General features: G+C 73.3%; 20 protein-coding genes. 6 read left to right on the top strand and 14 right to left on the bottom strand.

Translation table 11 applies throughout. The features are described from left to right. The first annotated feature begins 42 nt into the window (after positions 1–42). Positions 43–1,083 (top strand): hypothetical protein, encoded by a 1,041-nt coding sequence (locus IE219_RS00905; RefSeq protein ID WP_189974403.1) that lies wholly within the window; start codon positions 43–45, stop codon positions 1,081–1,083. 30 nt (positions 1,084–1,113) lie between these two features. Here IE219_RS00905 and IE219_RS00900 read toward each other — a convergent pair whose 3' ends face one another. Further along, positions 1,114–1,773 carry a hypothetical protein gene (locus tag IE219_RS00900; protein ID WP_189974401.1) on the bottom strand — a complete coding sequence of 220 codons (660 nt, stop codon included), beginning with the start codon at positions 1,771–1,773 and terminating at the stop codon, positions 1,114–1,116. Positions 1,774–2,136: 363 nt separating this feature from the next. Here IE219_RS00900 and IE219_RS00895 point away from each other — a divergent pair, with 363 nt between their 5' ends. From IE219_RS00895 to IE219_RS00875, 5 genes are all read left to right on the top strand, one after another. After that, positions 2,137–5,106: a sensor histidine kinase gene (locus IE219_RS00895; RefSeq protein ID WP_229849520.1), complete on the top strand. Its 2,970-nt coding sequence runs from the start codon at positions 2,137–2,139 to the stop codon at positions 5,104–5,106. Next, positions 5,103–5,540 (top strand): roadblock/LC7 domain-containing protein, encoded by a 438-nt coding sequence (locus IE219_RS00890; protein ID WP_189974399.1) that lies wholly within the window; start codon positions 5,103–5,105, stop codon positions 5,538–5,540. The genes IE219_RS00895 and IE219_RS00890 overlap by 4 nt, the downstream gene beginning before the upstream one ends. Further along, on the top strand, positions 5,537–5,956 hold the full coding sequence (locus IE219_RS00885; RefSeq protein ID WP_189974397.1) for a DUF742 domain-containing protein: 420 nt from the start codon (positions 5,537–5,539) through the stop codon (positions 5,954–5,956). The genes IE219_RS00890 and IE219_RS00885 overlap by 4 nt, the downstream gene beginning before the upstream one ends. Before the next feature lie 5 nt (positions 5,957–5,961). Beyond that, positions 5,962–6,528 carry a GTP-binding protein gene (locus IE219_RS00880; protein ID WP_189974395.1) on the top strand — a complete coding sequence of 189 codons (567 nt, stop codon included), beginning with the start codon at positions 5,962–5,964 and terminating at the stop codon, positions 6,526–6,528. Between the two features lie 70 nt (positions 6,529–6,598). Next, positions 6,599–7,732 carry an FAD-dependent monooxygenase gene (locus IE219_RS00875; protein WP_189974393.1) on the top strand — a complete coding sequence of 378 codons (1,134 nt, stop codon included), beginning with the start codon at positions 6,599–6,601 and terminating at the stop codon, positions 7,730–7,732. Between the two features lie 84 nt (positions 7,733–7,816). Here the strand turns inward: IE219_RS00875 and IE219_RS00870 are convergent, their stop codons facing one another. From IE219_RS00870 to IE219_RS00810, 13 genes are all read right to left on the bottom strand, one after another. Next, positions 7,817–8,410 carry a LysE family transporter gene (locus IE219_RS00870; protein ID WP_189974391.1) on the bottom strand — a complete coding sequence of 198 codons (594 nt, stop codon included), beginning with the start codon at positions 8,408–8,410 and terminating at the stop codon, positions 7,817–7,819. Then, a complete protein-coding gene (locus IE219_RS00865; RefSeq protein ID WP_189974389.1) occupies positions 8,407–8,727 on the bottom strand; it encodes a DUF2087 domain-containing protein in 321 nt (106 codons plus the stop codon). Before IE219_RS00865 ends, IE219_RS00870 begins: the two co-directional genes overlap by 4 nt. 79 nt (positions 8,728–8,806) lie before the next feature. After that, a complete protein-coding gene (locus IE219_RS00860; protein WP_189974387.1) occupies positions 8,807–12,577 on the bottom strand; it encodes a non-ribosomal peptide synthetase family protein in 3,771 nt (1,256 codons plus the stop codon). 66 nt (positions 12,578–12,643) lie between these two features. Next, entirely contained in the window at positions 12,644–13,318 is a 675-nt protein-coding gene (locus IE219_RS00855) for a maleylpyruvate isomerase family mycothiol-dependent enzyme (RefSeq protein WP_189974384.1), read from the bottom strand. Then, positions 13,318–14,712 (bottom strand): adenosylhomocysteinase, encoded by a 1,395-nt coding sequence (gene ahcY / locus IE219_RS00850; RefSeq protein ID WP_189974382.1) that lies wholly within the window; start codon positions 14,710–14,712, stop codon positions 13,318–13,320. Before ahcY ends, IE219_RS00855 begins: the two co-directional genes overlap by 1 nt. After that, on the bottom strand, positions 14,705–15,568 hold the full coding sequence (gene metF, locus IE219_RS00845; protein ID WP_189974380.1) for a methylenetetrahydrofolate reductase [NAD(P)H]: 864 nt from the start codon (positions 15,566–15,568) through the stop codon (positions 14,705–14,707). The genes ahcY and metF overlap by 8 nt, the downstream gene beginning before the upstream one ends. Further along, the gene (gene metH / locus IE219_RS00840) at positions 15,565–18,960 is read right to left on the bottom strand and encodes a methionine synthase (RefSeq protein ID WP_189974378.1); all 3,396 of its coding nucleotides are present in this window, start codon (positions 18,958–18,960) and stop codon (positions 15,565–15,567) included. Before metH ends, metF begins: the two co-directional genes overlap by 4 nt. Before the next feature lie 26 nt (positions 18,961–18,986). Continuing rightward, on the bottom strand, positions 18,987–19,970 hold the full coding sequence (locus tag IE219_RS00835) for a carbohydrate kinase family protein (protein WP_189974375.1): 984 nt from the start codon (positions 19,968–19,970) through the stop codon (positions 18,987–18,989). 2 nt (positions 19,971–19,972) lie between these two features. After that, positions 19,973–21,193 carry a methionine adenosyltransferase gene (metK, locus tag IE219_RS00830; RefSeq protein WP_189974373.1) on the bottom strand — a complete coding sequence of 407 codons (1,221 nt, stop codon included), beginning with the start codon at positions 21,191–21,193 and terminating at the stop codon, positions 19,973–19,975. Continuing rightward, a complete protein-coding gene (locus IE219_RS00825) occupies positions 21,190–21,447 on the bottom strand; it encodes an acyl carrier protein (protein WP_189974371.1) in 258 nt (85 codons plus the stop codon). The genes metK and IE219_RS00825 overlap by 4 nt, the downstream gene beginning before the upstream one ends. An 11-nt stretch (positions 21,448–21,458) precedes the next feature. Continuing rightward, positions 21,459–21,902, bottom strand: coding sequence for a holo-ACP synthase (gene acpS / locus IE219_RS00820; protein ID WP_189974369.1), 444 nt, complete (start codon positions 21,900–21,902; stop codon positions 21,459–21,461). Position 21,903: 1 nt separating this feature from the next. After that, positions 21,904–22,755, bottom strand: a complete 852-nt coding sequence (locus IE219_RS00815; protein ID WP_189974367.1) for a class-II aminoacyl-tRNA synthetase family protein — start codon at positions 22,753–22,755, stop codon at positions 21,904–21,906. Between the two features lie 51 nt (positions 22,756–22,806). Further along, entirely contained in the window at positions 22,807–23,700 is an 894-nt protein-coding gene (locus IE219_RS00810; protein WP_189974365.1) for a diiron oxygenase, read from the bottom strand. Between the last annotated feature and the right edge of the window lie 16 nt (positions 23,701–23,716).

The following is a 23,716-nucleotide window of genomic DNA, read 5'->3' as shown; positions in this document are numbered from 1 at the left end:
CGTTTCACCTCAACACGCCAATTCCTGGGGGGAGTTCACGCGATGGCGATAGAACCGGACGGTGCGGCGAAGACGTTCATGCACACCCAGAACCTGCCCTGGCTGGAGGCCGACGAGGACCGGCTGCGCGCGGTGTCCGCGCCCCTCCGCTCCTTCCGCGACGCGACCGCCGCGGCCCGGGCCGAAGCCCGGCGGCCCGTCGGCCAGCTCGTCGAATCCGGCCGCGGCGAGGTCCCCAAGGCCCTCGCCGCGCACTGGGACACGGTGTCCTCCCTGTTCGACCGGGTCCTCGCGGCGACGGACGCGATCACCCCGGGGTGTGAGAGGACCGTCGCCGAGATCGAGGCGGGCAAGCTGACCCTGCTGGCCCAGGTCGCCGCCCTGATGAAGGAGGAGGCGGAGGCGACCCTGATGGCACCCGGCACCGGCGGCGCGTCGCTCGCCACCTTCGCCGGCACCGTCGCCGCCACCCGGACGGTGATGGCGGACCAGCTGGCCCGGGCCCTCACCGGGATCCGGCAGGACCTCGGCCGCGTCCTCCAGGACCCGAACGTCTCCGGCCTCTCCACCGTCCGCACCGACCTCCCCGGCGGCGCCGCGGGCGGCATGGCCGGCGGCGCGACGGGCGCCGTGGGCGGCATGGCCGGTGCCGCCGGCGGCGCGGCCGGCGCCCTGGAGGCGGGCGCGGCGGTCGCCGGGGCGGGTGGCGGCATGTACGGCGGGGCGACGGGCGGCATGTCCGGCCGGGCCTTCGGCGAGCCCGACACCGGGACCCTCGTCGACCACGACGAGAGCAAGCGGGCCGCCTCCCGCCTCGACGAGGTCGCGATCGCCCTCCGCGCCGACGCCCTCCCGCCCCTCACCACCCTCCACGCCGAACTGACCGCCCTCGGCGGCGGCGAGCACGGCGCCCTCGCCGCGGGCGCCCTCAAGACCGTCGCCGACCACCTCACCGACGCCGTCACCGCCCTCGCCGACCACCTCTCCGGCACCCTCCGCTCCGCCGTCCTCGCCTCCTCCGCCACCCAGGGCGAGACAGACGACGACACCCGCCGCGCCATCAGCGGCGACCCCAGACCGTGACGCCGGGCGGCCGGGGCGGGAAACGGGCGGCTATCCCTCCGCGAGGCTTCCGCCGCGCTTCTCCGCCTCCGCGAGAAGGCCGCTCAGGCGGGTGGCCCCCCAGCCGGAGCCGTATCCCTGCAAGGCGGTGACCCGCCCGCCCCGGAAGCTCACCGCGAGCGCCGGGGAGCCCTCCAGGAGGAACCGGGAGGACTCCCCGGCGTCCAGCACCTCGGCCGCGCAGCTCTCCACCTGCTTCCGGCAGGCGGCCACGACCCTCTCCGACTCCCCGTCCGAGGGGATCAGGACGTGCTCCTTGAGGCGCCCTCCGTCCGGTCCCTCCAGGCTGGCGTACGCCCACCGCCGCACTCCCGAGCTGTACAACTCCTGGTGCGACGCGGCCGGCGAACCGGCCCAGGGGAAGCCGGAGGTGTCGCACGACCCCGCCCTCATCGCGGCGGGGGTCCTCCCCGTGGCGCACGTGACGCGGTCCAGGTCGACGACGTGCGCCGACCGCCCCGTCCTCCCCGCATCGGGCCACACCTCCCGGGCGGAGAGCAGGCCGTCGTCGCGGGCGGGCGCCTCCAGTCCGCACTCGACGCCGCCGGGCCAGGGCTCCTCGGTGACGGAGTCCGCCTCCTTGTGCGCGGCCGGGCCCGTGCACCCCGCGGCCAGGGCCGCGAGGCAGACCGCGGCCGCCGTCCTCCACATCTGTGTACGCGGTGACGCGAGCACCGTTTCGTTCCCCCCTCGGACCGGAAGCGATCACCCGGGCTCACGGTAGTGGCTGCCCGGGCGGCCCGACCCGATGGCTTGAACCAGGGGGTCGCGGTGGCTCGTTCTTCCTGGTGGTCGCCGCGAGGGCCGGGGGTGGGGCGTGAAGGGGGCGGAGACGTACCGCCCTTCACGGAATGAACGATTCCGCACACCTAGCGATCGGGTGTGATCGCAATGTGAATACTATGCACGCGTCGATGCACGTGCGCTGCCGAACGGTGCCGTCCGTTCCCTGTCGAGGAGCATGCCCTGCGCAAGCCCACAGTCCAGCGGACCCGCAGGTCGTCCACCCTCTCCTTGCGCCGGACCCTGCTGGTCATCGCCTTCGTACCCGCGATCGCGCTGATCGCCCTCTGGGGCGTCACCAGCGGTCAGGTCTTCCTCGACTTCCAGCGGCAGGCCGGTCAGGGCCTGCTCGCCGAGAAGGCGGGCCAGCCCTCCAACCTCGTCTACTACAGCCTCCAGGAGGAACGGCGCCTGAGCGCCGACGTCCTGGCTGGCCGGTCCGGTGCCGCCAACGCGCTCAAGGAGCAGCGGGTCAGGACCGACGAGGCCGTCCGCCAGTTCCAGACCCTCTCGGACGTCTCCGAGGACGGCGCCCCGCAGGAAGTCCTCGACGCCGTCTCCGCCGCCCGCGCGGCCATCGCCCGACTCGACGCGCAGCGCTCCCTCGTGGACAGCGGCGACGACGACCAGCAGCAGGCGGTGTACGACTACTACACCGACCTCATCGCGGTCGACCTCGACCTCTTCGCCGCCCTCAGCCACGTCGACAACGGCCGCATCACCACCCTCTCGCAGCCGCTCGTGGACCTCTTCCGCGTCAAGGAGATGATCTCCCGCTCCGACGCGATCCTCGCCCGCGGCTGGGCCGACCGGACCCTGAGCGACCGCGAGTTCGCCGAATTCCGGCAGCTCGTCTCCGCCCAGTCCCTCACCTACACCTCCTCCGTCGTGCCCTACCTGCCGGCCGAGGAGAAGGACATGTGGGACGCGGTCATCGGCAGCCAGGAGTGGAAGGCCAAGACCGGGATCGAGAACACGATCCTCGCCCCGGGCCGCGCCTCCTCCACCGGCTCCGTCCCGCTGACGTCCGACCAGAAGACCTGGCGCGCCTCGATCGACGCCCTCGACGACCGCATCGAGGCCCTCCTGGAGCACCGCACCGCCCTCGTCGTCGAGGAGGGCAAGGGCAGCATCATGTCGCTGCTGCTCCGCATGGGCCTCACCACCGTCATCGGCCTGCTCGCCATCGCCGCCGTCATCACCGTCACCTGGCGCCTCACCCGCGCCCTGCGCCGCCGCATCGAGCACCTGCGGGAGCGCGCCGAGGAGCTGGAGCGCAGCCTGCCCGACCTCGTCGAGCGGCTCTCCCAGGGCGAGCGGATCGACGTCGAGGCCGAGTCCCAGGTCATCCGGGAGGACGAGAAGGACCGCGCGGACGACGAGATCACCCGCCTCGGCGAGGCCCTGACCCTCGCCCGCACCAGCGCCCTCGAAGCCGCCGTCCGCCAGTCCGACCAGCACCGGGGCTTCGAGCGCCTGCTCCAGCGGATCGCCCGCCGCACCCAGCAGCTCATCGGCCAGCAGCTCAAGAAGCTCAACGACCTGGAGCACCGCCACGAGGACCCCGAGCTCCTCGAAGACCTCTTCGACCTCGACCACCTGACCGCCCGTCTGCGCCGGTACGAGGAGAACCTCGTCATCCTCGCGGGCGGCTCCCCGCACCGCCGCTGGCGCCGGCCGGTCGCGCTCCTCGACATCATGCGCTCCGCCCAGGGCGAGGTGCAGGACTACCGCCGGGTCATGCTCGACCTCGACGGCGCCCCGTGGATCGCGCCCCGCGCGGTCGGACCCGTCACCCACGTCCTCGCCGAACTCATCGAGAACGCCCTCGCCTTCTCCCGCCCGCCCAGCCCCGTCGAGGTCCGCGCCGCGGTCGTCAGCCGCGGCCTGGCGATCGAGGTCGAGGACCGCGGCCTCGGCATGGACGACGAGCAGCTCGCCGAACTCAACGAACTGATGGCCCGTCCGCCCCGGATGGACCTCCTGGCCCGCACCGAGGACATCCGCCTCGGCCTGCACGTGGTCTCCCGCCTCGCCGCCCAGTACGGCCTGCGGGTCGAGTTCCGCTCCTCCGCGTACGGCGGCACCCGCGCCGTCGTCCTCGTCCCGCACGAGCTGGTCTCCGGACCGGCCGGGGCCGAGGCCGCGCCCACCCGCCCGACCGCCGTCCCGAACCCCGCGCCGAACGCCGCCGCGCCCGCCGGGCCGGTCGGCCCGCCCGTCGCCGTCGACCCCGGCACCGGCGCCCTGCCCAGCCGGGGCCGGGGCCGCGCCCTCGCCGAGGTCACCGGACAGCACCCCGCGCCCGGCTTCCCGTACGCCGTGCCCGACGCCGCGCCGCCCGCGCCGCTGCCGTTCCCCGCGCCGACCGCCCCGGCGGCGCCGGAGACCAGCGAGCCGTTCCCGTACGCCGGGGGCGACGGGGCCGCGCCGACCGCGCCGGAGACCGCCGACCCGTTCGCGTACGAACCCGCCGGGACGGCCGCGCCGCAGGACGCCGACCCGTTCGCGTACACCGGGGGCGACGGGGCCGCGCCCACCGCGCCGGAGACCGCCGACCCGTTCCCGTACGCGCCCGCCGAGGCCGCCGCGCCGCAGGACGCCGACCCGTTCCCGAGCTCCCTGCCCCGGGGGCCCGTCCAGGGCGGGCCCGCGATCATCGAGCCCTTCCCGCGCCCCGCGCCCGCCGGTGCCGGGGAGCCCTTCCCGTACGCCGCGCCCGCCGGGCCGGTCCGGGAGCGGCCCGCGCTCCCCGCGCCCGCCGCCCCGTTCGCCCCGCCGGTGCCCGCCGGCACCACGCACGACGGGCCCGCCGACCACGGCCAGGGCGGCGGCCTGCCGCACCCGACGGCCGCCGAACCGGAGCCGTACGCCCCCATGCCCGTACCCGCGCAGCCGCAGCACCCCTACGGAACGCCCGTCACCTCCCCCGGCGCCCTCGGCGGAACCCAGCAGCCGCTGCCCCGCCGCGTCCGGCAGGCCAGCCTCGCCGACGAACTGCGCATCGCCCCCGAGGCGCCCCGCACCCAGCCGGCTCCCCCGCCGGACTGGCGCAGCGACCCGATGCTGCGCCCCGCGCCCCGCCGCGCCGGAGCCACCATCGGCGCCTTCCAGCGCCGGTCCCGCGAGGCCCGCGTCCAGACCCCCGGGGACGCCCCCGCCCCCACCCCCAACCCCTCCACGAGAGAAGACTGGTCATGACCCGCACAATCGCCACCCATCAGGAGCTGGACTGGCTGCTCGACGGCCTGGTCGAGTCCGTGGCCGAGACCCGCAGCGCGGTCCTGCTCTCCGACGACGGCCTCGTCGTCAGCCACTCCCGGACCCTGGACCGCTCCTCCGCCGAGCGGCTCGCGGCGATCTGCACCGGCCAGCAGAGCCTGGCCCGCGGCGTCGGCCAGCTCTTCGACGGCGGCGCGGTCCACCAGGTGATCGTCGAGCTCTCCGAGCTGTGGCTGTTCATCATCTCCGCCGGCCAGGGCACCCACCTCGCCGTCGTCGCCTCCCAGGAGGTCGACGCCGAGGTCATGTCGCTCTCCATGCACAACCTCGTGCAGCAGGTCGGCCAGAAGCTGGGCACCCCCTCCCGCTCGCAGTTCGACGCCTTCGGCACCTCCGCCGGACCGCTCGGATGACACCCGGCTGGGACCCGGAGGACCTGCCCGAGGACGCGTACGAGGACGCCTCGGGCACCATGGTCCGCCCGTACACGGTCACCCGGGGACGGACCGCCCCCGAGCGGGACGACCTCACCCTCATCACCGTGCTCACGACCGTCGAGGAACCCCTCGACGAGTTCGGCAGGCCGCTCCGACCCCAGCGCCTCCAGCCCGAACACCGGCTGATCCTCGACAGCTGCCGACGCCCGCTGGCCCTCGCGGAGGTCGCCGCCGCCCTGGGCCTCCCGGTGTCGGTGACCAAGATCCTGCTGGGCGACCTGGTCGGACTCGGCCTGCTCACCGCCCGGGCCCCGCTGTCCGTGGCCCGCGCCGCCGGCGGCGCCCGCCACGACCTGCTGGCCGCCGTCCGCGACGGAATCCGGAGACTCTGACACCCATGATCAGCAACCCGACGGCCCCCTCCGCCGTCAAGATCCTCGTCGCCGGAGGCTTCGGCGTCGGCAAGACCACCCTGGTCGGCGCGGTCAGCGAGGTCACCCCGCTGCGGACCGAGGAGTACCTCACCACCGCCAGCGTCGGCGTGGACGACCTGGCCGGGGTCTCCGCCAAGGAGACCACCACCGTCGCCCTCGACTTCGGCCGCATCACCGTCAGCGACGAACTCGTCGTGTACCTCTTCGGCACCCCCGGCCAGGAACGCTTCTGGTTCATGTGGAACGACCTGGTGCACGGCGCGCTCGGCGGCGTCGTCATCGCCGACACCCGCCGCCTGGAGACGAGCTTCGCCTCCATCGACTTCTTCGAGAGCCGCGAGATCCCCTTCGTCGTCGCCATCAACTGCTTCCACGGGCAGAACACCCGCACCGCCGACGAGATCCGGGCCGCGCTCGACCTCGACCCGCACGTGCCGCTGCTCATCGGCGACGTCCGCCAGCGCTCCTTCGGCAAGGAGTCCCTGCTGGCCCTCGTCGACCACCTGATGAGCCTCCCGGCCCCCGCCTGACCCCCCTCTCCCCCTCCCCCCCTTCTTCTCCTCGCACTTCCGCACGACTCTGCCCCTGGAGGCATCCGAGATGGCAACCCCCCTGCGCGTCCTCGTCCACGGCGGCGGCATAGGCGGCCTCACCCTCGCCACCCTGCTCGGCCGCCGCGGCCACACCGTGGAGGTCGTCGAACTCCGCGACGAACTGGACGCGCTCGGCGTCGGCATCATCCAGCCCTCCAACGCCCTGCACGTCATGGCCGAGGCCGGTCTCCTCGACGCCTGCCTCGACGCGGGCTTCGAGTGGGAGATCCTCACCATCGCCGACCCGGCCGGCACCCCGCGCGCCGAGATCCCCCAGCCCCGGATGGGCGACGCCCCGCCCGCCAACGGCATCCCCCGGCCCGCGCTCGCCGCCCTCCTCGCCGACGGCGCCCGCGCCGCCGGTGCCACGATCCGCTTCGGCGCCACCATCCAGGACCTGACCGACGACGGCGACGGCGTCGACGTCACCCTCACCGACGGCTCCACCGGCCGCTGGGACCTCGTCGTCGGCTTCGACGGCATCGGCTCCCCGCTCCGCACCCGCCTCTACGGCGACCGCTACACCCCCGAGTACACCGGCTTCGCCAACTGGCGGGTCACCGTGCCGCGCCTGCCGCAGGTCAAGGGCGTCGTGATGTGCATGGCCGGCCAGGAGGCCAAGGCCCTCCTCACCCCCATCACCGACGAACTCATGTACCTGGGCGCCGTCTTCGCCGAGGAGGCGGACCACCGCCCCGGCGCCGACACCGCCCACGAGGAGCTGGCCAAGCGGCTCGCCGCCTTCTCCGGCCCCGTCGCCGAGGCCCTCGCCGCCGTCACCGGCCCCGAGGCCGTCGTCTACAGCCGCATCTCGCAGGTCACCGTCGAGGACCCGTGGCACGTCGGCCGGATCGTCCTCGCCGGCGACGCCGCCCACGCCTCCACCCCGCACCTCGCGCAGGGCGCGGCCATGGCCGTCGAGGACGCCCTCGTCCTCGCCGACTCCCTCCGCGACGAGGACACCGTCCCCGACGCCCTCGCCGCCTGGGAGTCCCGCCGCCGCCCGCGCGCCATGTGGGTGCAGTCGCTGTCCCGCGCGATCCTCAAGCAGGAGATGGGCGCGGAGACCACGCCGGAGGAGGACGAACTGCTGAAGGTCGGCATCCCCGGGGCGGCGCACGTCCTGGTGAAGCCTTACTGATCGGAGCCGTACTGACCGGAGCCGTATGGATGTTGGATCCAGAAGCCTGGATGTTGGATCCAGGACATCGGATCCAACATCCAGTCACCACAGCATCCGCACCGCCAAGAACCCGATCAGGACGCTCGATGCCAGGCCCGTGAGGAGCCGGGCGCGGACGCCCGTCAGGGCGCGGCCGAGGAGGGTACCGGCGGTGGCGAGGGCGAGCTGCCAGCTCGCGGAGGCGGCGAGGACGAAGACGGCCGACGCGGCGGGCCCGGTGGTGGCGTGGCCGCCCAGGACCAGGGCGGTGAAGTACAGGACGGTCACCGGGTTGAGGATCGTGAGGCCGAGGAAGGTCCCGTAGGCGCGGCCGGGCGGCGGGGGCGGCCGGCCGGCCGGGGCGCGGCGGGCCCTGAGCGCGGTGCGGGCCGAGGACGCCGCGAGGAGCAGCAGTACGACGGCGGACGCCTGGCGCAGGGGTGTGGCGACGGGGGCGAGCAGCGGCACCAGGGCCGTACCGCCGAGGACGGCGGCGAGCGCGTACGCGCCGTCGGCGGTGGCTACGCCGAGGGCCGCGCCGGCGCCGGTGCGCCAGGGGGAGCGGGCGGAGACCGCCACGAGGTGGGCGCCGATGGCGCCCACCGGGATCGCGATGCCGTAGCCGGCCAGCAGGCCGGCCGTCACCGCGCCGGTCACGCGGCGGTCGGGGCCGTGCCTCCGGGGGCCGGGGTCGTGGGCTGTCGGTGGTAGGCGGAGCCGTCGCGGGTCCGGGTGAGGAGGCCGTCGGTGACGAGGTACCGGCGCAGGGCCGGGTGGTCGTCGTGGACGGTGCGCAGGGCCTCGTTCACCTCGGTCTCGCGGTAGACGCGGCCGGGTTCGAAGAGGGTCTCGGCGAGGTGGGCGAGGAGCGCGGCGCGGCGCTCGCGGCGGCGCGGGATCGCGATCAGGCGCCCGTCGGCGGAGAACAGGTCCGCGACGGGGCGGGGCCGGGCGTCGCTGGGATGGCTCGTCATGGCCGCAGCCTGACGTTCCCGCGCCCGGCCCCGCAAAGGGTTTTCGGCGCCCCCGGGAGGCTTCCCCGGGCGCGCCGGGTCACTGGCCGAGGCGGTAGCGGATCTTCTTGACGAGTTCCCTCAGGTCGGGCTGGCGCAGCAGGCTGTAGTGGTCGGCGGCGAGGTCGACGACGGTGGGTGGGCGGACGGACCAGCCGCCGGTGGACTCCAGGAAGGAGTAGTCGTCGCCGCGCGCCTTGAAGACGGTGACCGGGCACGACACCTGACGGTCCCTCAATTCCTTGAAGGTGTAGGTGAAGTCGAAGGTCTCCTCGACGATGGCGGTGATCCGGGCGATCAGTTCGGGGTCGAGGGCGGGGAAGCGGCCGGCGACGTGGGCGAGGAAGGCGTCCCGGTCGCCGGTGGGCAGGCCGGTCTCCAGGGTGCCGGAGAAGACGGAGTGCAGGATCGTCACGAAGGCCGGATCGTCGTACGAGGCCACACTCGTCCCGCTCACCCCGGCCACCCCACCGGAACCGCCGGAGTCGGCAGACCCACCGGAACCGCCAGAGCCGCCCGCCCCGGCCGTCCCGTCCGCCCGGACCTTCGGGGAGCCGGGTGCGATGAGGAAGAGGTGCTCGACCTGTTCGCCGGCCGCTTCGAGCAGGTGCGCGGACTCGAAGGCGACGCGGGCGCCGAAGGAGTACCCCCACAGGGTGTACGGGCCGGTGGGCTGGCGGCGGCGGATCATGGCGACGTCGGCCGCCGCCATCTCCCGGATCGTCGGGTGGGGTTCCTCGCCCCGGTTGATGCCGTGCGCCTGGATGCCGTAGAAGGGCCGGTCGATGCCGATCTCCTCGGCGAGGTGCCGCAGGTTCATGGTGTAGCCGCCGAGGCCGGGCCAGCAGAAGACGGGGGCCTGGGAGCCGGCGGCGTGGAGCCGGACGAGCCGGGAGGCGGGGGCGGTGGCGGCCCGGTCGAGGCGGTGGGCGAGCCGGGCGACGGTGGGGGCGTCGAAGAGGATCTGGAGCGGCAGCGAGGCGCCGAACTCCCGGTTGACGCGGCCGATGAGGGTGACGGCGATGAGGGAGTTGCCGCCGGACTCGAAGAAGTCGTCCTCGACGGAGACGGCGGACTCCTCCTCGTAGCCGAGGGCCTTGGCCCAGATCGCGGCGAGCCGGGTCTCGGTGGGGGTGCGGGGCGGGACGTGCGGGCGGCCGTGGAGTCCGGAGTGGACGAGGGCCAGTTCGCCGAGGGCCTTGGTGTCGACCTTGCCGTTGGCGGTGAGGGGGAGGCGGTCGAGGACGACGACCCGGTTGGGCACCATGTAGTCGGGCAGCCGCCGGGCCAGGTCGTCGCGGATCAGCTCGGCGGGGCCCTTCATGTGGACGGTGTCCTCGTACATGCCCTCGCCGAGCCGCTGCTCCTCGCTGACGGGGCCGCCGACGAAGAAGTACGAGGGGCCGGTGGGGCGTCCGGCGGCGGTGAGGAGGTCGTCGATCCGGCGGGCGGCGGGCAGCGGTTCGCCGCTGCGGGAGCTGTAGCCGGAGGACATGTAGCCGAGGCCGTCGCCGGCGAGCTGGAGGCGCTGGAGGATCCGGCCGAGGTCGATGTAGGCGCGCCAGGTCTCGGGGGTGCGGCTGACGGCGGTGATCCCGAAGCGGGCGCGCTCGTACACCGCCTGGTTGATGGCGATGACGTGCTTCTTCTCGACCAGGCCGGGGGAGACGGGCACGAGGCGGCCGTCGGCCAGGAGGTGCTGGCCGGGGGCCAGGCCCTCGATCCCGGCGCCCTGCGGCTGGACGTAGAGGTCGGCCTCGGGGCCGTGCCGGCCGTCGGGGTCGTACGGGACGATCTCCCAGCCCCGGCCCTCGCCGCGGGAGCGGAGGTCGAGGCCGCGGGCGGGCAGGATCTCCTCCAGGAGGCCCACCAGGTGGCCGGCCTCGATCTCCAGGACCTCCCGGACGTTGCTGCGGTAGACGGTCTCGATGACCTCGGGGCGGCCTTCGAGGTCGATCCGCAGGAGGGGCCCGCCGGCCGGGTCGAGCCGTTCGCGCAGGTAGAGCCGGTGGCGGAGCGGGTGGTAGTAGTACGTGCCCGGGTCGACGCCCGCGATGCCGCGCGCCGTGACGTGCAGCCGGGTGGCGTACAGGGCGCCCGGGGAGGCGTAGGCGTACTTGGGCAGCAGCCGCTCCTCGCTCTCGAAGCGGCCGGTCCAGCGCAGGATCTCGCCCAGGTCGGCGGCGGTGAGGCTGGCCACCGAGCGGGAGCCGACGCCTTCGGGGCGGCGGGTGAGGACGGCGAGCAGGGCGTCGGGGGTGACGGGGCCGGGGCCGTCGTAGAAGCGGTAGGTCTTGCGGGCGAAGACGGCCCGGCGGGTGGCCTCGTCGGGGGTGCCGCCGGGCAGGGCGAGCGAGGGCCGTCCGGCGAGTTCGCGGTCGGGGACGGTGCCGGCGTGGGAGAGCTGGGCGCGGACCTGGAGCCGGGACTCCTTGGAGCGGTGGTGGGCGCCGTGCCGGCCCTGGTCCATCAGGGCGGCCTCCTTCGGGGAGAGCTCGACGCAGGCCACCAGGTTCTGGAAGCCGGTGCGGGGCTCGTCGCGGACGAGGACGGCGGCGGAGCGGACCCAGTCGTGGTCCTCGACGGCGAGGGCGATCTCGTCGAGCTCGACGCGGTAGCCGCGCAGTTTGACCTGGTTGTCGGCGCGGCCCAGGAACTGGACGGTGCCGTCGTCGTTCCAGGCGGCGAGGTCGCCGGTGCGGTAGAGGCGTTCGCCGTCCGCCGTGGTGATGAAACGTTCCCGCGTGAGGTCGGGGCGGCCCAGGTAGCCCCGCGCCACCTGCGTCCCGCCCAGGCACAGTTCGCCGTCCAGGATGCGGAAGACCGTGTCCCCGGCCGGGCGCCCGATCGGCACCGCCGCCGGACCGGCCGCCGCCGCGGCCCGGTCCACGGTGTGCGAGGAGGCGTTGATGGTGCACTCCGTGGGGCCGTACAGGTTCACCAGCTCCGCGCCCGGCAGCTCCGCGAGGAGCGCCGCCGCCAGGTTCCGCGACAGCACCTCGCCGCCCGAGTACACCCGCCGCAGGCTCGTGCAGGACGGCAGCCGCTCGGTGTCCACCAGCGCCTGGAGCAGCGTCGGCACCCCCTGGAGCAGGGTCGCCCCGTACCGCACCACCGTGTCGATCAGGGCCTCCGGGTCGCGGTGCACCCCCGGCGGGCCGGCCGCCACCCGGGCGCCGACCGCCGGGGCGAGGATCTCCCACTGGGCGGCGTCGAAGCTCATCGGCGTCTTCTGCACGACGGTCTCGCCCGGCCCCAGCCCGTGCGCGCGGGCCATCCACTCCATCTGCGCGACGATCGACCGGTGTTCGATCATCACGCCCTTGGGGCGGCCGGTCGAGCCCGAGGTGTAGATGACGTACGCGAGGTCCTCCGCCCCCGCGGCGGGCGCGTCGCGCTTCTCCGCCGGGCCCGCCGGGCCGGTCAGTTCGGCGGGGGTGACGGTCCGGGTGCCCGGCGGCACCAGGCCCGCCAGCCGGTCGCGCAGCCCCGGCTGGGTGAGGACGACGGCCGCGCCGCCGTCCTCGACCATGGCCCGTATCCGCTCCTCCGGGTACTCCGGCGAGAGCGGCAGGTAGGCGGCGCCGGAGAGCACCACCGCCCACACGCCCACCACCAGGTCGAGCCCCGGCTCGACGTGGACGCCGATCCGCGCGTCGGGCGCGGCCCCGAGGGCGCGCAGCCCGGCGGCGAGCGCGGCGGCCCGCCCGTACAGCTCCGCGAAGGTGAGCGCGCCCTCCGCCGCGACGACCGCCGTGGCGTGCGGGCGGACGGCCGCCTGGTGGCGGAGGAGCTGGTCCAGTGTGGACATGCGGGGTCCTTCCTGCGGCGGCCGGGGCGGGCGGGGCGGGCGCGTCCCGGTGCCGGGCCCCCGGTGTCAGCGGTAGATGAGGAGTTCCTGCTCCGTCGCGCCCGTGAGGGCGTAGCGGGTGCGGACCAGGGGGCGGCCCGCGTAGATGCGGATGAGGGTGGCGGCGTCGCCCGCGAAGACGGCGGGCGGGCGGCCCTCGATCTCGTTCCCGAGGGCCACCTCCCCCGTGTGGTCGTCGAGCCGGCAGACCAGCCGGGGCGTCTCCCGGCGGCGGCTGGTGACGGAGAGCAGCGGGAGGGCGAGGCAGAGGGCCTCGCCGCAGTACGCGCCCGGCTCGCCGAACGCCTCCCGTACGTCCCCGGCGTGCACCCACTCGCCGAGGGCGACCGCGTCGAGGCGGCCGTCCTCGTGCCCGGCGATCACCGGGCCCGCCTCGCTGAGGCCGCGCTCCAGCTCGTCGAGGATCCGGCCGAGCGGCCAGTCCTCGCGTTCGGCCACGTCGCGGGCGTTGGCCTCGGGGAGGAAGACGCCCTCTTCGAGCCGGTCCTCGACGATCCGGACCAGGGCCGCCCCGCAGTGCGCGAGGACCTGCCGGGCCGTCCAGCCCGGACAGGCGGTGCGCTGCTCGTACGCCGCCTCGGGCGTGCGGCGCAGCAGCGGCATCAGCAGGTCGCGCTCGGTGGTGAGGAGCCGGTGCGGCAGCCAGGGGTCACGGACGGCCGGCAGGCAGTCGGTACACATCAGTAGCGGTAGTGGTCGGGCTTGTACGGGCCGTCGACGGGGACGCCGATGTAGGCGGCCTGGTCGGTGCGGAGGGTCGTGAGCCTCACGCCGAGCGCGTCGAGGTGGAGCCGGGCGACCTTCTCGTCCAGGTGCTTGGGCAGCGTGTAGACGTCCGTCGGGTACTCCTCCGGCTTGGTGAAGAGCTCGATCTGGGCCAGCGTCTGGTCGGCGAAGGAGTTCGACATCACGAAGGACGGGTGACCGGTGGCGTTGCCCAGGTTCAGCAGCCGGCCCTCGGACAGGACGATCAGGACCTTGCCGTCCTCGAAGGTCCAGGTGTGGACCTGCGGCTTGACCTCGTCCTTCACGATGCCCGGGATCTTCGCCAGACCCGCCATGTCGATCTCGTTGTCGAAGTGGCCGATGTTGCCCACGATCGCCTGGTGCTTCATCCGGGCCATGTCCGAGGCCATGATGATGTCCTTGTTGCCCGTCGTGGTGATGAAGATGTCCGCCGTCTCCACGACCTCCTCCAGGGTCGTCACCTGGTAGCCGTCCATCGCCGCCTGGAGGGCGCAGATGGGGTCGATCTCGGTGACGATCACCCGGGCGCCCTGGCCACGGAGGGACTCGGCGCAGCCCTTGCCGACGTCGCCGTAGCCGAACACCACCGCCGTCTTGCCGCCGATGAGGACGTCGGTGGCGCGGTTGATGCCGTCGATCAGCGAGTGGCGGCAGCCGTACTTGTTGTCGAACTTCGACTTCGTCACGGCGTCGTTCACGTTGATCGCCGGGAAGAGGAGCGCGCCCTCGCGGTGCATCTCGTACAGGCGGTGGACGCCGGTGGTGGTCTCCTCGGTGACGCCCCGGATGCCGGCCGCCAGCGCCGACCAGTCGAGCGGGCTGTTCTCCAGCAGGGCGCGGACGACGGCCAGTTCCTCGTTCTCCGCCTCCGGCAGGGCCCCGGTCTTCTGGTACTCGACGCCCTTGTGGACGAGGAGGGTGGCGTCGCCGCCGTCGTCCAGGATCATGTTCGGGCCGTCGCCCCCCGGCCAGGCGAGCGCCCGCTCGGTGCACCACCAGTACTCCTCCAGGGTCTCGCCCTTCCAGGCGAAGACCGGGATGCCGGCGGCGGCGATCGCGGCGGCGGCGTGGTCCTGCGTCGAGTAGATGTTGCAGGACACCCAGCGGACCTCGGCGCCGAGGGCGACCAGCGTCTCGATGAGGACGGCGGTCTGCACGGTCATGTGCAGCGAGCCGGTGATCCGGGCACCGGCCAGCGGCCGGGTCGCGGCGTACTCGCGGCGGATCGACATCAGACCGGGCATCTCGTGCTCGGCGAGGGTGATCTCCTTGCGGCCGAAGTCCGCGAGCGAGAGGTCCGCGACCTTGAAATCGGTGAACTCAGACATGTGCGACAACTCTCCTTGCGCTGAGGATGGTTCGGTGGATTTCGAGGGCGGCCGTCGACTTGTTGAGCGTGATGTAGTGCAGGCCGGGCGCGCCCTCGTCGAGGAGCCGCAGGCCCATGCCGGTCGCGTGCTCGACGCCGATCCGGTGCGCGAGCGCCGGATCGTCCTTCGCGGCCTCCAGGCGGTGCGCCAGGTCCTCGGGGAAGGCCGCGTCCGACAGTTCGGCGAAGCGGCGGATCTGGCGGACGTCGGTGGCGGGCATGATCTCCGGGATGATCGGGGTGTCGCAGCCGGCGGCGGCGACCCGGTCCCGCAGCCGCAGGTAGTCCTCGGGGTCGAAGAACATCTGCGTGATGGCGTAGTCGGCGCCCGCCCGGCACTTGGCGACGAAGTGCGCGAGGTCGCTCTCCGGCCCGGCCGACCGGGGGTGGCCCTCGGGGAAGGCGGCGACGCCGATGCGGAAGTCGCCCAGCGAGCGGACGAGTTCGACGAGTTCGTAGGCGTACCGGAAGCCGTCCGGGTGCGCGGTCCACGGGCCGCGCGGGTCGCCGGGCGGGTCGCCGCGCAGCACCAGCACGTCCCGGACGCCCGCGTCGGCGTACGCCCCGATGATCGCCCGCAGCTCGGCGACCGAGTGGCCGACGGCGGTGAGGTGGGCGACGGGCCGCAGGGTGGTCTCGGTGACGATCCGCTGGGTGACCTCGATGGTCCGGTCCCGGGAGGAGCCGCCCGCCCCGTACGTGACGGAGACGAAGTCGGGCCCCAGGGCCTCCACCCGCCGGATCGCGTCCCACAGGGCGGCCTCACCCCGGTCCGTCTTCGGCGGGAAGAACTCGAAGGAGTACGTGGGGGTCATCTGCGGCCTCCGGCGTTGAAGTAGCTCGCCTCCGGGTGGTGGACGACGAAGGCGTCCGTGGACTGCTCCGGATGGAGCTGGAACTCCTCGGAGAGGCTGACCCCGATCCGCTCGGGCCGCAGCAGCTCCGCGATCTTGGCGCGGTCCTCCAGGTCGGGGCAGGCGGGGTAGCCCAGCGAGTAGCGGCAGCCCTGGTACTCGGTGCGGAGCATGCCCGCCAGACCGTCGGGGTCGGCGCCGCCGATGCCCCACTCGGCGCGCACCCGGGCGTGCCAGTGCTCGGCGAGCGCTTCGGCCAACTGGACGGACAGGCCATGGAGTTCGAGGTAGTCGCGGTAGGCGTCGGCGGCGAAGAGGCGGGCGGTCTCCTCCCCGACGCGGGGGCCGACGGTGACGAGCTGGAGGGCGATCGCGTCGACCTCGCCGGAGTCCTCGGCGCGGTGGTAGTCGGCGAGGCAGAGGCGGCGGCCCCGCTGTTGGCGGGGGAAGGAGAAGCGGGTCCGCTCGCCTCCGTCCTCGTCCAGGACGATCAGGTCGTCGCCCTTGGCCACGCAGGGGAACCAGCCGTAGACGACGGCCGCCTCCACCAGGGCCTCGCGCTCGACCCGTTCCAGGAGGGCGCGCAGCCGGGGCCGGCCCTCCGTCTCGATCGTCCCGGAGTCCTTGAGCCCCCACTGCCCCTTGAAGAGGGCGGTCTCGTCGAGCCAGGGGGCGTAGTCCTTGAGCGGGATGCCCGTGACGACCTTCGTGCCGAGGAAGGGCGGCTCGGGGACGGGGTTGTCGGTGGCGGTGTCGGAGCGGCCGCCGGGCTCGGGCTCGGCCGCCCGGAGGGGGACGGCGGCGGCCTTGGGCACCCGCCGCTGCTTCAGCGGGGGCAGTACGGCCCCGGGGACGCCGCGCTTCACTCCCNCGTGGAGGTCCTGTTCGACGTAGGCCCGGGTCAGGGCGGCGCCGCCGAGGATGACCGGGTACTTCGCGGCCAGCTCGCGCTGGTTGAGCTCCTCCAGGTTCTCCTTCATGATCACCGTGGACTTCACCAGCAGGCCCGACATGCCGATGACGTCGGCCCGGTGCTCCTCGGCCGCCTCCAGGATCGCGGAGACCGGCTGCTTGATGCCGATGTTCACCACGTTGTAGCCGTTGTTGGACAGGATGATGTCCACCAGGTTCTTGCCGATGTCGTGCACGTCGCCGCGGACGGTCGCGAGCACGATCGTGCCCTTGCCGTCCGCGTCCGACTTCTCCATGTGCGGCTCCAGGTGCGCCACCGCGGTCTTCATCACCTCGGCCGACTGGAGCACGAACGGCAGCTGCATCTGACCCGAACCGAACAGCTCACCGACCGTCTTCATCCCGTCGAGCAGGACCTCGTTGACGATCTCCAGGGCCGGCCGGTCCCGGAGGGCGGTGTCGAGGTCCGTCTCCAGGCCGTTCTTCTCGCCGTCGATGATCCGCCGCTTGAGCCGCTCCTCCAGGGGCAGCGCCGCCAGCTCCTCGGCCTTGCCGGCCTTGAGGGACTGGGCGGTGGCGCCCTCGAAGAGTTCCAGGAGCCGCTGGAGCGGGTCGTAGCCCTCGCGCCGCCGGTCGTGGATGAGGTCGAGGGCCACCTCGACCTGCTCGGGTTCGAGCCGGGCGATGGGCAGGATCTTGGAGGCGTGGACGATCGCGGAGTCCAGTCCGGCCTTCACGCACTCGTCGAGGAAGACCGAGTTGAGGACGAGCCGGGCGGCCGGGTTGAGGCCGAAGGAGATGTTGGACAGGCCGAGCGTCGTCTGCACCTCGGGGCGGCGGCGCTTCAGCTCGCGGATCGCCTCGATGGTGGCGACGCCGTCCTTGCGGGACTCCTCCTGACCGGTGCAGATCGTGAAGGTCAGCGTGTCGATGAGGATGTCCGACGCGCGGATCCCCCAGTTGCCGGTGAGGTCGTCGATGATCCGCTCGGCGATCTCGACCTTCTTCTCGGCGGTACGGGCCTGGCCCTCCTCGTCGATCGTGAGGGCCATCAGCGCGGCGCCGTGCTCCCGCGCGAGCCCCGCCACCTTGGCGAAGCGCGACTCGGGGCCGTCGCCGTCCTCATAGTTCACCGAGTTCAGGACGGCGCGCCCGCCGAGCTTCTCCAGGCCGGCCCGCAGGACGGGCACCTCGGTGGAGTCCAGCACGATCGGCAGCGTCGAGGCGGTCGCGAACCGCCCCGCCAGCTCCTCCATGTCCGCGACCCCGTCACGGCCCACGTAGTCCACGCACAGGTCCAGCATGTGCGCGCCCTCGCGGATCTGGTCCCGCGCCATCTCCACACAGTCGTCCCACCGGCCCTCCAGCATGGCCTCGCGGAACTTCTTCGAACCGTTCGCGTTCGTCCGCTCCCCGATCGCCAGGTACGACGTGTCCTGCCGGAAGGGGACGTGGGAGTAGAGCGAGGAGGCGCCGGGCTCGTGCTCGGGGCGGCGGTCCAGGACCGCCGCGCCCCGCACCCGCTCCACGATCGCCCGCAGGTGCTCCGGGGTCGTACCGCAGCAGCCGCCGACCAGCGCGGGGCCGTAGCCCCGGACGAACTCCTCCTGGGCGTCGGCCAGTTCCTCCGGGCCCAGCGGGTAGTGGGCGCCGTCGGAGGTGAGGACGGGCAGGCCCGCGTTGGGCATGACGGAGAGCGGGACGCGGGCGTGCCGGGACAGGTGGCGCAGGTGCTCGGCCATCTCGGCCGGGCCGGTGGCGCAGTTCAGGCCGATCATGTCGATGCCCAGCGGCTCCAGCGCCGTCAGGGCCGCGCCGATCTCCGAACCGAGCAGCATCGTGCCGGTGGTCTCCACGGTGACCTGGACGATCACCGGGAGGTCGAGGCCGGCCAGGTCCAGGGCGCGGCGGGCGCCGATGACGGCCGCCTTCGTCTGGAGCAGGTCCTGCGAGGTCTCGATGAGGAGGGCGTCGGCGCCGCCCCGGAGCAGGCCCTCGGCGTTCTGCTGGAAGGCGTCGCGCAGGGGTCCGTACGAGATGTGGCCGAGGGTCGGCAGCTTGGTGCCGGGGCCGATGGAGCCGAGGACCCAGCGGGGCCGGCCGTCGGCGGCGGTGTGGGCGTCGGCGGCGGCGCGGGCGATCCGGGCGCCCGCCTCGGAGAGCTCGTACACGCGGTGCTCGATGCCGTACTCGGCCAGGGCGGCGAGGTTGGCGCCGAAGGTGTTGGTCTCCACGCAGTCCACGCCGACGGAGAAGTAGGCGTCGTGGACGGAGGCGACGATGTCGGGTCGGGTCAGGTTGAGGATCTCGTTGCAGCCTTCGAGGCCGGTGAAGTCGTCCAGCGTCGGGTCGGCGGCCTGGAGCATGGTGCCCATGGCTCCGTCGGCCACCACGACCCGGCGCGCGAACTCCTCCCGCAGCGGCCGCCTGGCGTGGCGCATGTCGGCCCCGTTCGTGTCGGCCCCGTTCACGTCAGGGCCCTCAGGTGGGCGAGGAGGGTGGCCGTGCAGCCCGCCCCGTAGGTCTCCCGGACCCGGGCGACCAGCGACTCCCGGTCCAGGACGTACTCCTGGGTGCCGACGGAGCCGAGGACGGTCGCGGCGACGGCGCAGCCGAGCTGCGCGGCGCACTTCTCGGGCACGCCCCACAGGGTCCCGGCGAGGAAGCCGGCCCGGAAGGCGTCGCCGACGCCCGTCGGGTCGGCGACGTCGCGCACCGGGACGGCGGGCACCGCGAGCGGCCGCTCCCCCTCGGCGCGGATCCGGACGCCGGCGTCGCCGTGGGTGGTGACCCAGCGGCCGACCCGGGACAGCACCTGGGCGTGGGTCCAGCCGGTCTTCTCCAGCAGGAGGGCGGTCTCGTACTCGTTGGTGAAGAGGTGGCGGGCACCCTCCACCAGCGCGCGCACCTCGCCGCCGTCGAGCCGCGCGAGCTGCTGCGAGGGGTCGGCGGCGAAGGGGATGCCCAGCTCGCGGCAGGTGCGGGTGTGCCGGAGCATGGCCCCGGGGTCGTCCGGGGAGACCAGGACGAGGTCCAGGCGGCCGGCGCGCGCGACGGTCTCGCGGAGGTCGATCTCGCGCGCCTCGGCCATCGCCCCGGTGTAGAAGGTGGCGATCTGGTTCTGGTCCCGGTCGGTGGTACAGACGAACCGGGCGGTGTGGAGGGTGCCGCTGACCCGGACGGAGTCGGTGTCCACGCCGTGGTCCTTGAGCCGGATCCGGTACGGCTCGAAGTCGGCGCCGACCGCGCCCACGAGGAGGGGGCGCAGGCCGAGCACGCCGAGTCCGAAGGCGATGTTCGCTGCCACTCCGCCGCGCCGGACCTCCAGGTCGTCGGCGAGGAACGACAGGGACACCCGGTCCAGCCGGCCGGCCAGCAGCTGCTCGGCGAACCGGCCGGGGAAGGTCATCAGATGGTCGGTCGCGATGGAACCCGTGACAGCGATCCGCATGGTCAGGCCCCTTCGTCCCGGCGGGCGGCCTTCGCGAGGGCGTCGGCACGGTCGGTGCGCTCCCAGGTGAAGTCCGGCAGCTCGCGGCCGAAGTGTCCGTAGGCGGCGGTCGCCGCGTACACCGGCCGCTTGAGGTCGAGGTCGCGGATGATCGCGGCCGGGCGGAGGTCGAAGACCTCGCGGACGGCGTCCTGGATGCGGGCGACGGGCACGGTCTCGGTGCCGAAGGTCTCGACGAAGAGGCCGACCGGCTCGGCCTTGCCGATGGCGTACGCGACCTGCACCTCGCAGCGGCGGGCGAGACCGGCGGCGACGACGTTCTTGGCGACCCAGCGCATGGCGTAGGCGGCCGAGCGGTCGACCTTGGAGGGGTCCTTGCCGGAGAAGGCGCCGCCGCCGTGGCGGGCCATGCCGCCGTACGTGTCGATGATGATCTTGCGGCCGGTGAGGCCCGCGTCGCCCATCGGGCCGCCGACCTCGAAGCGCCCGGTCGGGTTGACAAGCAGCCGGTAGCCGTCGGACTCCAGGGTGACGCCCTCCTCGACGAGCTCCTTGAGGACGTGCTCGACGACGTGCTCGCGGACGTCGGGGGCGAGCAGGCCCTCGACGGAGATGTCGGCCGCGTGCTGCGAGGAGACGACGACCGTGTCGAGGCGGACCGGGCGGTCGCCGTCGTACTCGATGGTGACCTGCGTCTTGCCGTCCGGGCGCAGGTAGGGCACGGTGCCGTCCTTGCGGACCTCGGTGAGCCGGCGGGCGAGCCGGTGGGCGAGCGCGATGGGCAGCGGCATCAGCTCGGCGGTGTCGTCGCAGGCGTAGCCGAACATCAGGCCCTGGTCGCCGGCGCCCTGCGCGGCGAGCGCGTCCTCGGTGCCCTCGACCCGGGACTCGTAGGCGGTGTCGACGCCCTGGGCGATGTCCGGGGACTGGGCGCCGATGGAGACCGAGACGCCGCAGGAGGCGCCGTCGAAGCCCTTCGCGGAGGAGTCGTAGCCGATGTCCAGGATGGCGTCCCGGACGAGCTGGGCTATCGGCGCGTAGGCGCTGGTGGTGACCTCGCCGGCGATGTGGACCTGGCCGGTGGTGATCAGGGTCTCGACGGCGACCCGGGACTGCGGGTCCTGCGCGAGGAGCGCGTCGAGGATGGTGTCGCTGATCCGGTCGGCGATCTTGTCGGGGTGTCCCTCGGTGACGGACTCCGAGGTGAAGAGGCGCCCGCTCATGCCTGCGCCACCTCCGCCCCGGACGTGGCGAAGAAGTGCCGCTCGATGGCGCCGAGGGTGCGGATGGCGTCGACCTCCAGGGTCTCCATCTGGATGGAGACGCCGCTCTCCTGCTCCAGGAGGAAGACGAACTCGACGAAGGAGAGGGAGTCGATGAGCCGGTTCTCGATGAGGTCGAGGTCGGGGGCGATGTCCTGGCGCTCCGGGTGGCGCTCCAGGATCCAGTTCTTCACCTGCTGCAGGCCGTCGGCCATGGTGGTTCTCCTCAACTCGTGTGACTGGATGGGGTGGGGGCGATGATCGGGGCGGCGACCGCCACCGCGTAGTCCACGTCGTGGCTGATGGACACGGTGATCTCGGTGATGCCGGAGTCGGCCGCCATGTCGGCGGCGGCGCCGCGCAGTTCGACGAGCGGCCAGCCGCCGTCGGAGCGCCGCACCACGATGTCCGGCCAGGGCAGGAACCTGCCCCGGACCCGTAAGGTCTTGAAGGCCGCTTCCTTGGCCGCGATCCGGCCGCACAGGCTCAGCACGTCGAGCCCGTCGGAGGTGCGGCAGTCGGCGAGTTCGCCGGGGGTGAGCATCCGCTCGAAGAAGCGCTCCCCGTACTGCGCGAGGAGCCGGCGGACACGGTTGACGGACACGATGTCCATGCCGAGGTTCGCCCAGCCCAGGCCGCCCGCCGGCGGGGCGACGGGACGGGCCGGCACGTCAGGTCACCGGCCCGGCCGCGTCCAGGACGGCCCGGGTGGCCGCTTCCCAGCCGCCGTGGCGGCGGGTCAGGGCGGAGAGCCAGCGTTCGAGGCCGAAGGCCACGCAGCTGGTGAAGGCGGGGCCGCCGGAGCCGAGGGTGATGGCGCAGCGGTCGCCGAAGAAGTTCCGGTGGGTGTTGACCGAGGCGATGGCCAGGTCCTCGTACAGGAACTCGTGCTTGACCGGGGTGAGCCGCTGGAGCAGGGCCTTGGAGCCGCCCTTGTCGAAGAAGGGGTCGCAGGCGGCCTCCTTGCGGAGGGTGAGGCCGACGGCGGCGGCGAAGGACTCGATGCGGGCGGTGAAGGCGGCGAGGTGGTCCTCGGCGTGCTCGCGGGTGCCGAGGGCGACGACCTCCCGCATGCGGAAGCCGAGCTGGCGCCGCATGCCCTCGTAGTGGGTCTCCTTGCGGAAGCACCAGGAGCAGATGGTGACGAGGGTGTCGTCGGCGACCTGCCGGCCCTGGTGGTCGAGGTAGACGGCGTAGCAGGAGGCGGACGGCAGGCCGAGGCCGGCCGGTTCGAGGGAGGCGGCGGGCCACTGGCCGCGGGCCTCGTCGAAGGGGGTGGTCAGGCGCCGGTCCAGGTCGAGCGGGGCGGCGAGGACGGCCTGGTGGGGGAAGTTGTCGTAGTAGTCGAGCCGGGCGAGGTCGGCGGCGGGCAGCAGCGGGGGCATGGTCATCGGGCGGGCGCCCGCGCTCAGTCCCCAGCCCTCGAAGGTGTCGTCGAGGAGCCGCAGCAGGCGGGTCCCCTCCGGTCCCAGGGAGGGCAGGCCCCTGGTCGCCCCGACGGTCTCGGGGGTGGTGACGGTCATGGTCGGTGCACCTCTCGGTGAGGGCTCACGGGTGAGGGCGCCGGGACGGTCTCAGAGGACGGGCAGGACGTCGTCGGAGAAGATCCCGGTCTTCAGGAAGAAGGCGAGCGGCTTGCGGATCGCCTTGCGCTCGTGGGCGCGGCGGGCCGGGTCGGCGATGAGCGCGTTGCGCAGGCCGAGCGGGTCGGCGATGCCGGCGTCCTTGTACACGTGCGGGTTGTAGAGGGAGTTGACGCTGTAGACGACGTACCGCTTGAGGTACGCCTCCACCTCGCGGACGCGTTCGGCGCTCACGGCCTGGCACATGCGCTGGTACAGCAGGGAGACCAGTTCGCGGCCGAAGGCGATGTGCCGGGACTCGTCCTGGTGGTGGATGCGGTTGACCTCGCGGATGGTGTGGCAGAGGGAGGTGTCCTTCGCCATCCGGGAGTTGTAGTGGTCGACCAGCTCCTCGAAGAAGAGGATGCGGGTGAAGACGAGGAAGTTCTCGATCTCGGGTTCCCAGGCGGCGTCGGCGCGCATGGCGGTGGAGCCGTAGATCTTGTGGCCGTAGCGGCGGCAGAACTCGGAGAAGAACCACATGTGTTCGTTCTCCTCGCCGATGAAGTGGTGGAAGAAGTCGGACGGCACCTCGAAGCCGGGCATGTGGATGCGGCCGACGACCTCGATGAGGAGTTCGCGGATGCCGTGCACGTTGAGGCTGTAGAAGTTGACCGACTCCCACTTCGAGAGGCGCTGAAGCGTTTCCTCACCGAGGCGGTCGTAGTGCTCGGTGCCGAAGACGGTGAGCAGCTCCGGCGTCATCCAGAAACGGTTCTCCTCCAGGGTCTCGGGCCACTGGAAGGTCTGGTACGGGTTGTAGTAGTCCTCGACGGACCGCTCGCTGAGCCGCGCCAGGACCTCCATGAAGCGGTCGGTGACGGGCAGGGGGGCGGCGACGCCCATGGTCTGGCTCCTTCGC

Origin of the sequence: Streptomyces termitum, assembly GCF_014650175.1 — a bacterium.
Lineage (GTDB): Bacteria > Actinomycetota > Actinomycetes > Streptomycetales > Streptomycetaceae > Streptomyces > Streptomyces termitum.
The sequence above is the reverse complement of the archived record's forward strand: the minus strand, read 5'-3'. Positions and strand labels throughout refer to the sequence as shown.

What these genes read in the sequence shown, in the direction of transcription:
- IE219_RS00905 (WP_189974403.1), top strand. Translation starts at nt 43, where the DNA reads ATGGCGATAGAACCGGACGGTGCGGCGAAGACGTTCATGCACACCCAG.
- IE219_RS00900 (WP_189974401.1), bottom strand. Translation starts at nt 1,773, where the DNA reads ATGTGGAGGACGGCGGCCGCGGTCTGCCTCGCGGCCCTGGCCGCGGGG.
- IE219_RS00890 (WP_189974399.1), top strand. Translation starts at nt 5,103, where the DNA reads ATGACCCGCACAATCGCCACCCATCAGGAGCTGGACTGGCTGCTCGAC.
- IE219_RS00885 (WP_189974397.1), top strand. Translation starts at nt 5,537, where the DNA reads ATGACACCCGGCTGGGACCCGGAGGACCTGCCCGAGGACGCGTACGAG.
- IE219_RS00880 (WP_189974395.1), top strand. Translation starts at nt 5,962, where the DNA reads ATGATCAGCAACCCGACGGCCCCCTCCGCCGTCAAGATCCTCGTCGCC.
- IE219_RS00875 (WP_189974393.1), top strand. Translation starts at nt 6,599, where the DNA reads ATGGCAACCCCCCTGCGCGTCCTCGTCCACGGCGGCGGCATAGGCGGC.
- IE219_RS00865 (WP_189974389.1), bottom strand. Translation starts at nt 8,727, where the DNA reads ATGACGAGCCATCCCAGCGACGCCCGGCCCCGCCCCGTCGCGGACCTG.
- IE219_RS00860 (WP_189974387.1), bottom strand. Translation starts at nt 12,577, where the DNA reads ATGTCCACACTGGACCAGCTCCTCCGCCACCAGGCGGCCGTCCGCCCG.
- IE219_RS00855 (WP_189974384.1), bottom strand. Translation starts at nt 13,318, where the DNA reads ATGTGTACCGACTGCCTGCCGGCCGTCCGTGACCCCTGGCTGCCGCAC.
- ahcY (WP_189974382.1), bottom strand. Translation starts at nt 14,712, where the DNA reads ATGTCTGAGTTCACCGATTTCAAGGTCGCGGACCTCTCGCTCGCGGAC.
- metF (WP_189974380.1), bottom strand. Translation starts at nt 15,568, where the DNA reads ATGACCCCCACGTACTCCTTCGAGTTCTTCCCGCCGAAGACGGACCGG.
- IE219_RS00835 (WP_189974375.1), bottom strand. Translation starts at nt 19,970, where the DNA reads ATGCGGATCGCTGTCACGGGTTCCATCGCGACCGACCATCTGATGACC.
- metK (WP_189974373.1), bottom strand. Translation starts at nt 21,193, where the DNA reads ATGAGCGGGCGCCTCTTCACCTCGGAGTCCGTCACCGAGGGACACCCC.
- IE219_RS00825 (WP_189974371.1), bottom strand. Translation starts at nt 21,447, where the DNA reads ATGGCCGACGGCCTGCAGCAGGTGAAGAACTGGATCCTGGAGCGCCAC.
- IE219_RS00815 (WP_189974367.1), bottom strand. Translation starts at nt 22,755, where the DNA reads ATGACCGTCACCACCCCCGAGACCGTCGGGGCGACCAGGGGCCTGCCC.
- IE219_RS00810 (WP_189974365.1), bottom strand. Translation starts at nt 23,700, where the DNA reads ATGGGCGTCGCCGCCCCCCTGCCCGTCACCGACCGCTTCATGGAGGTC.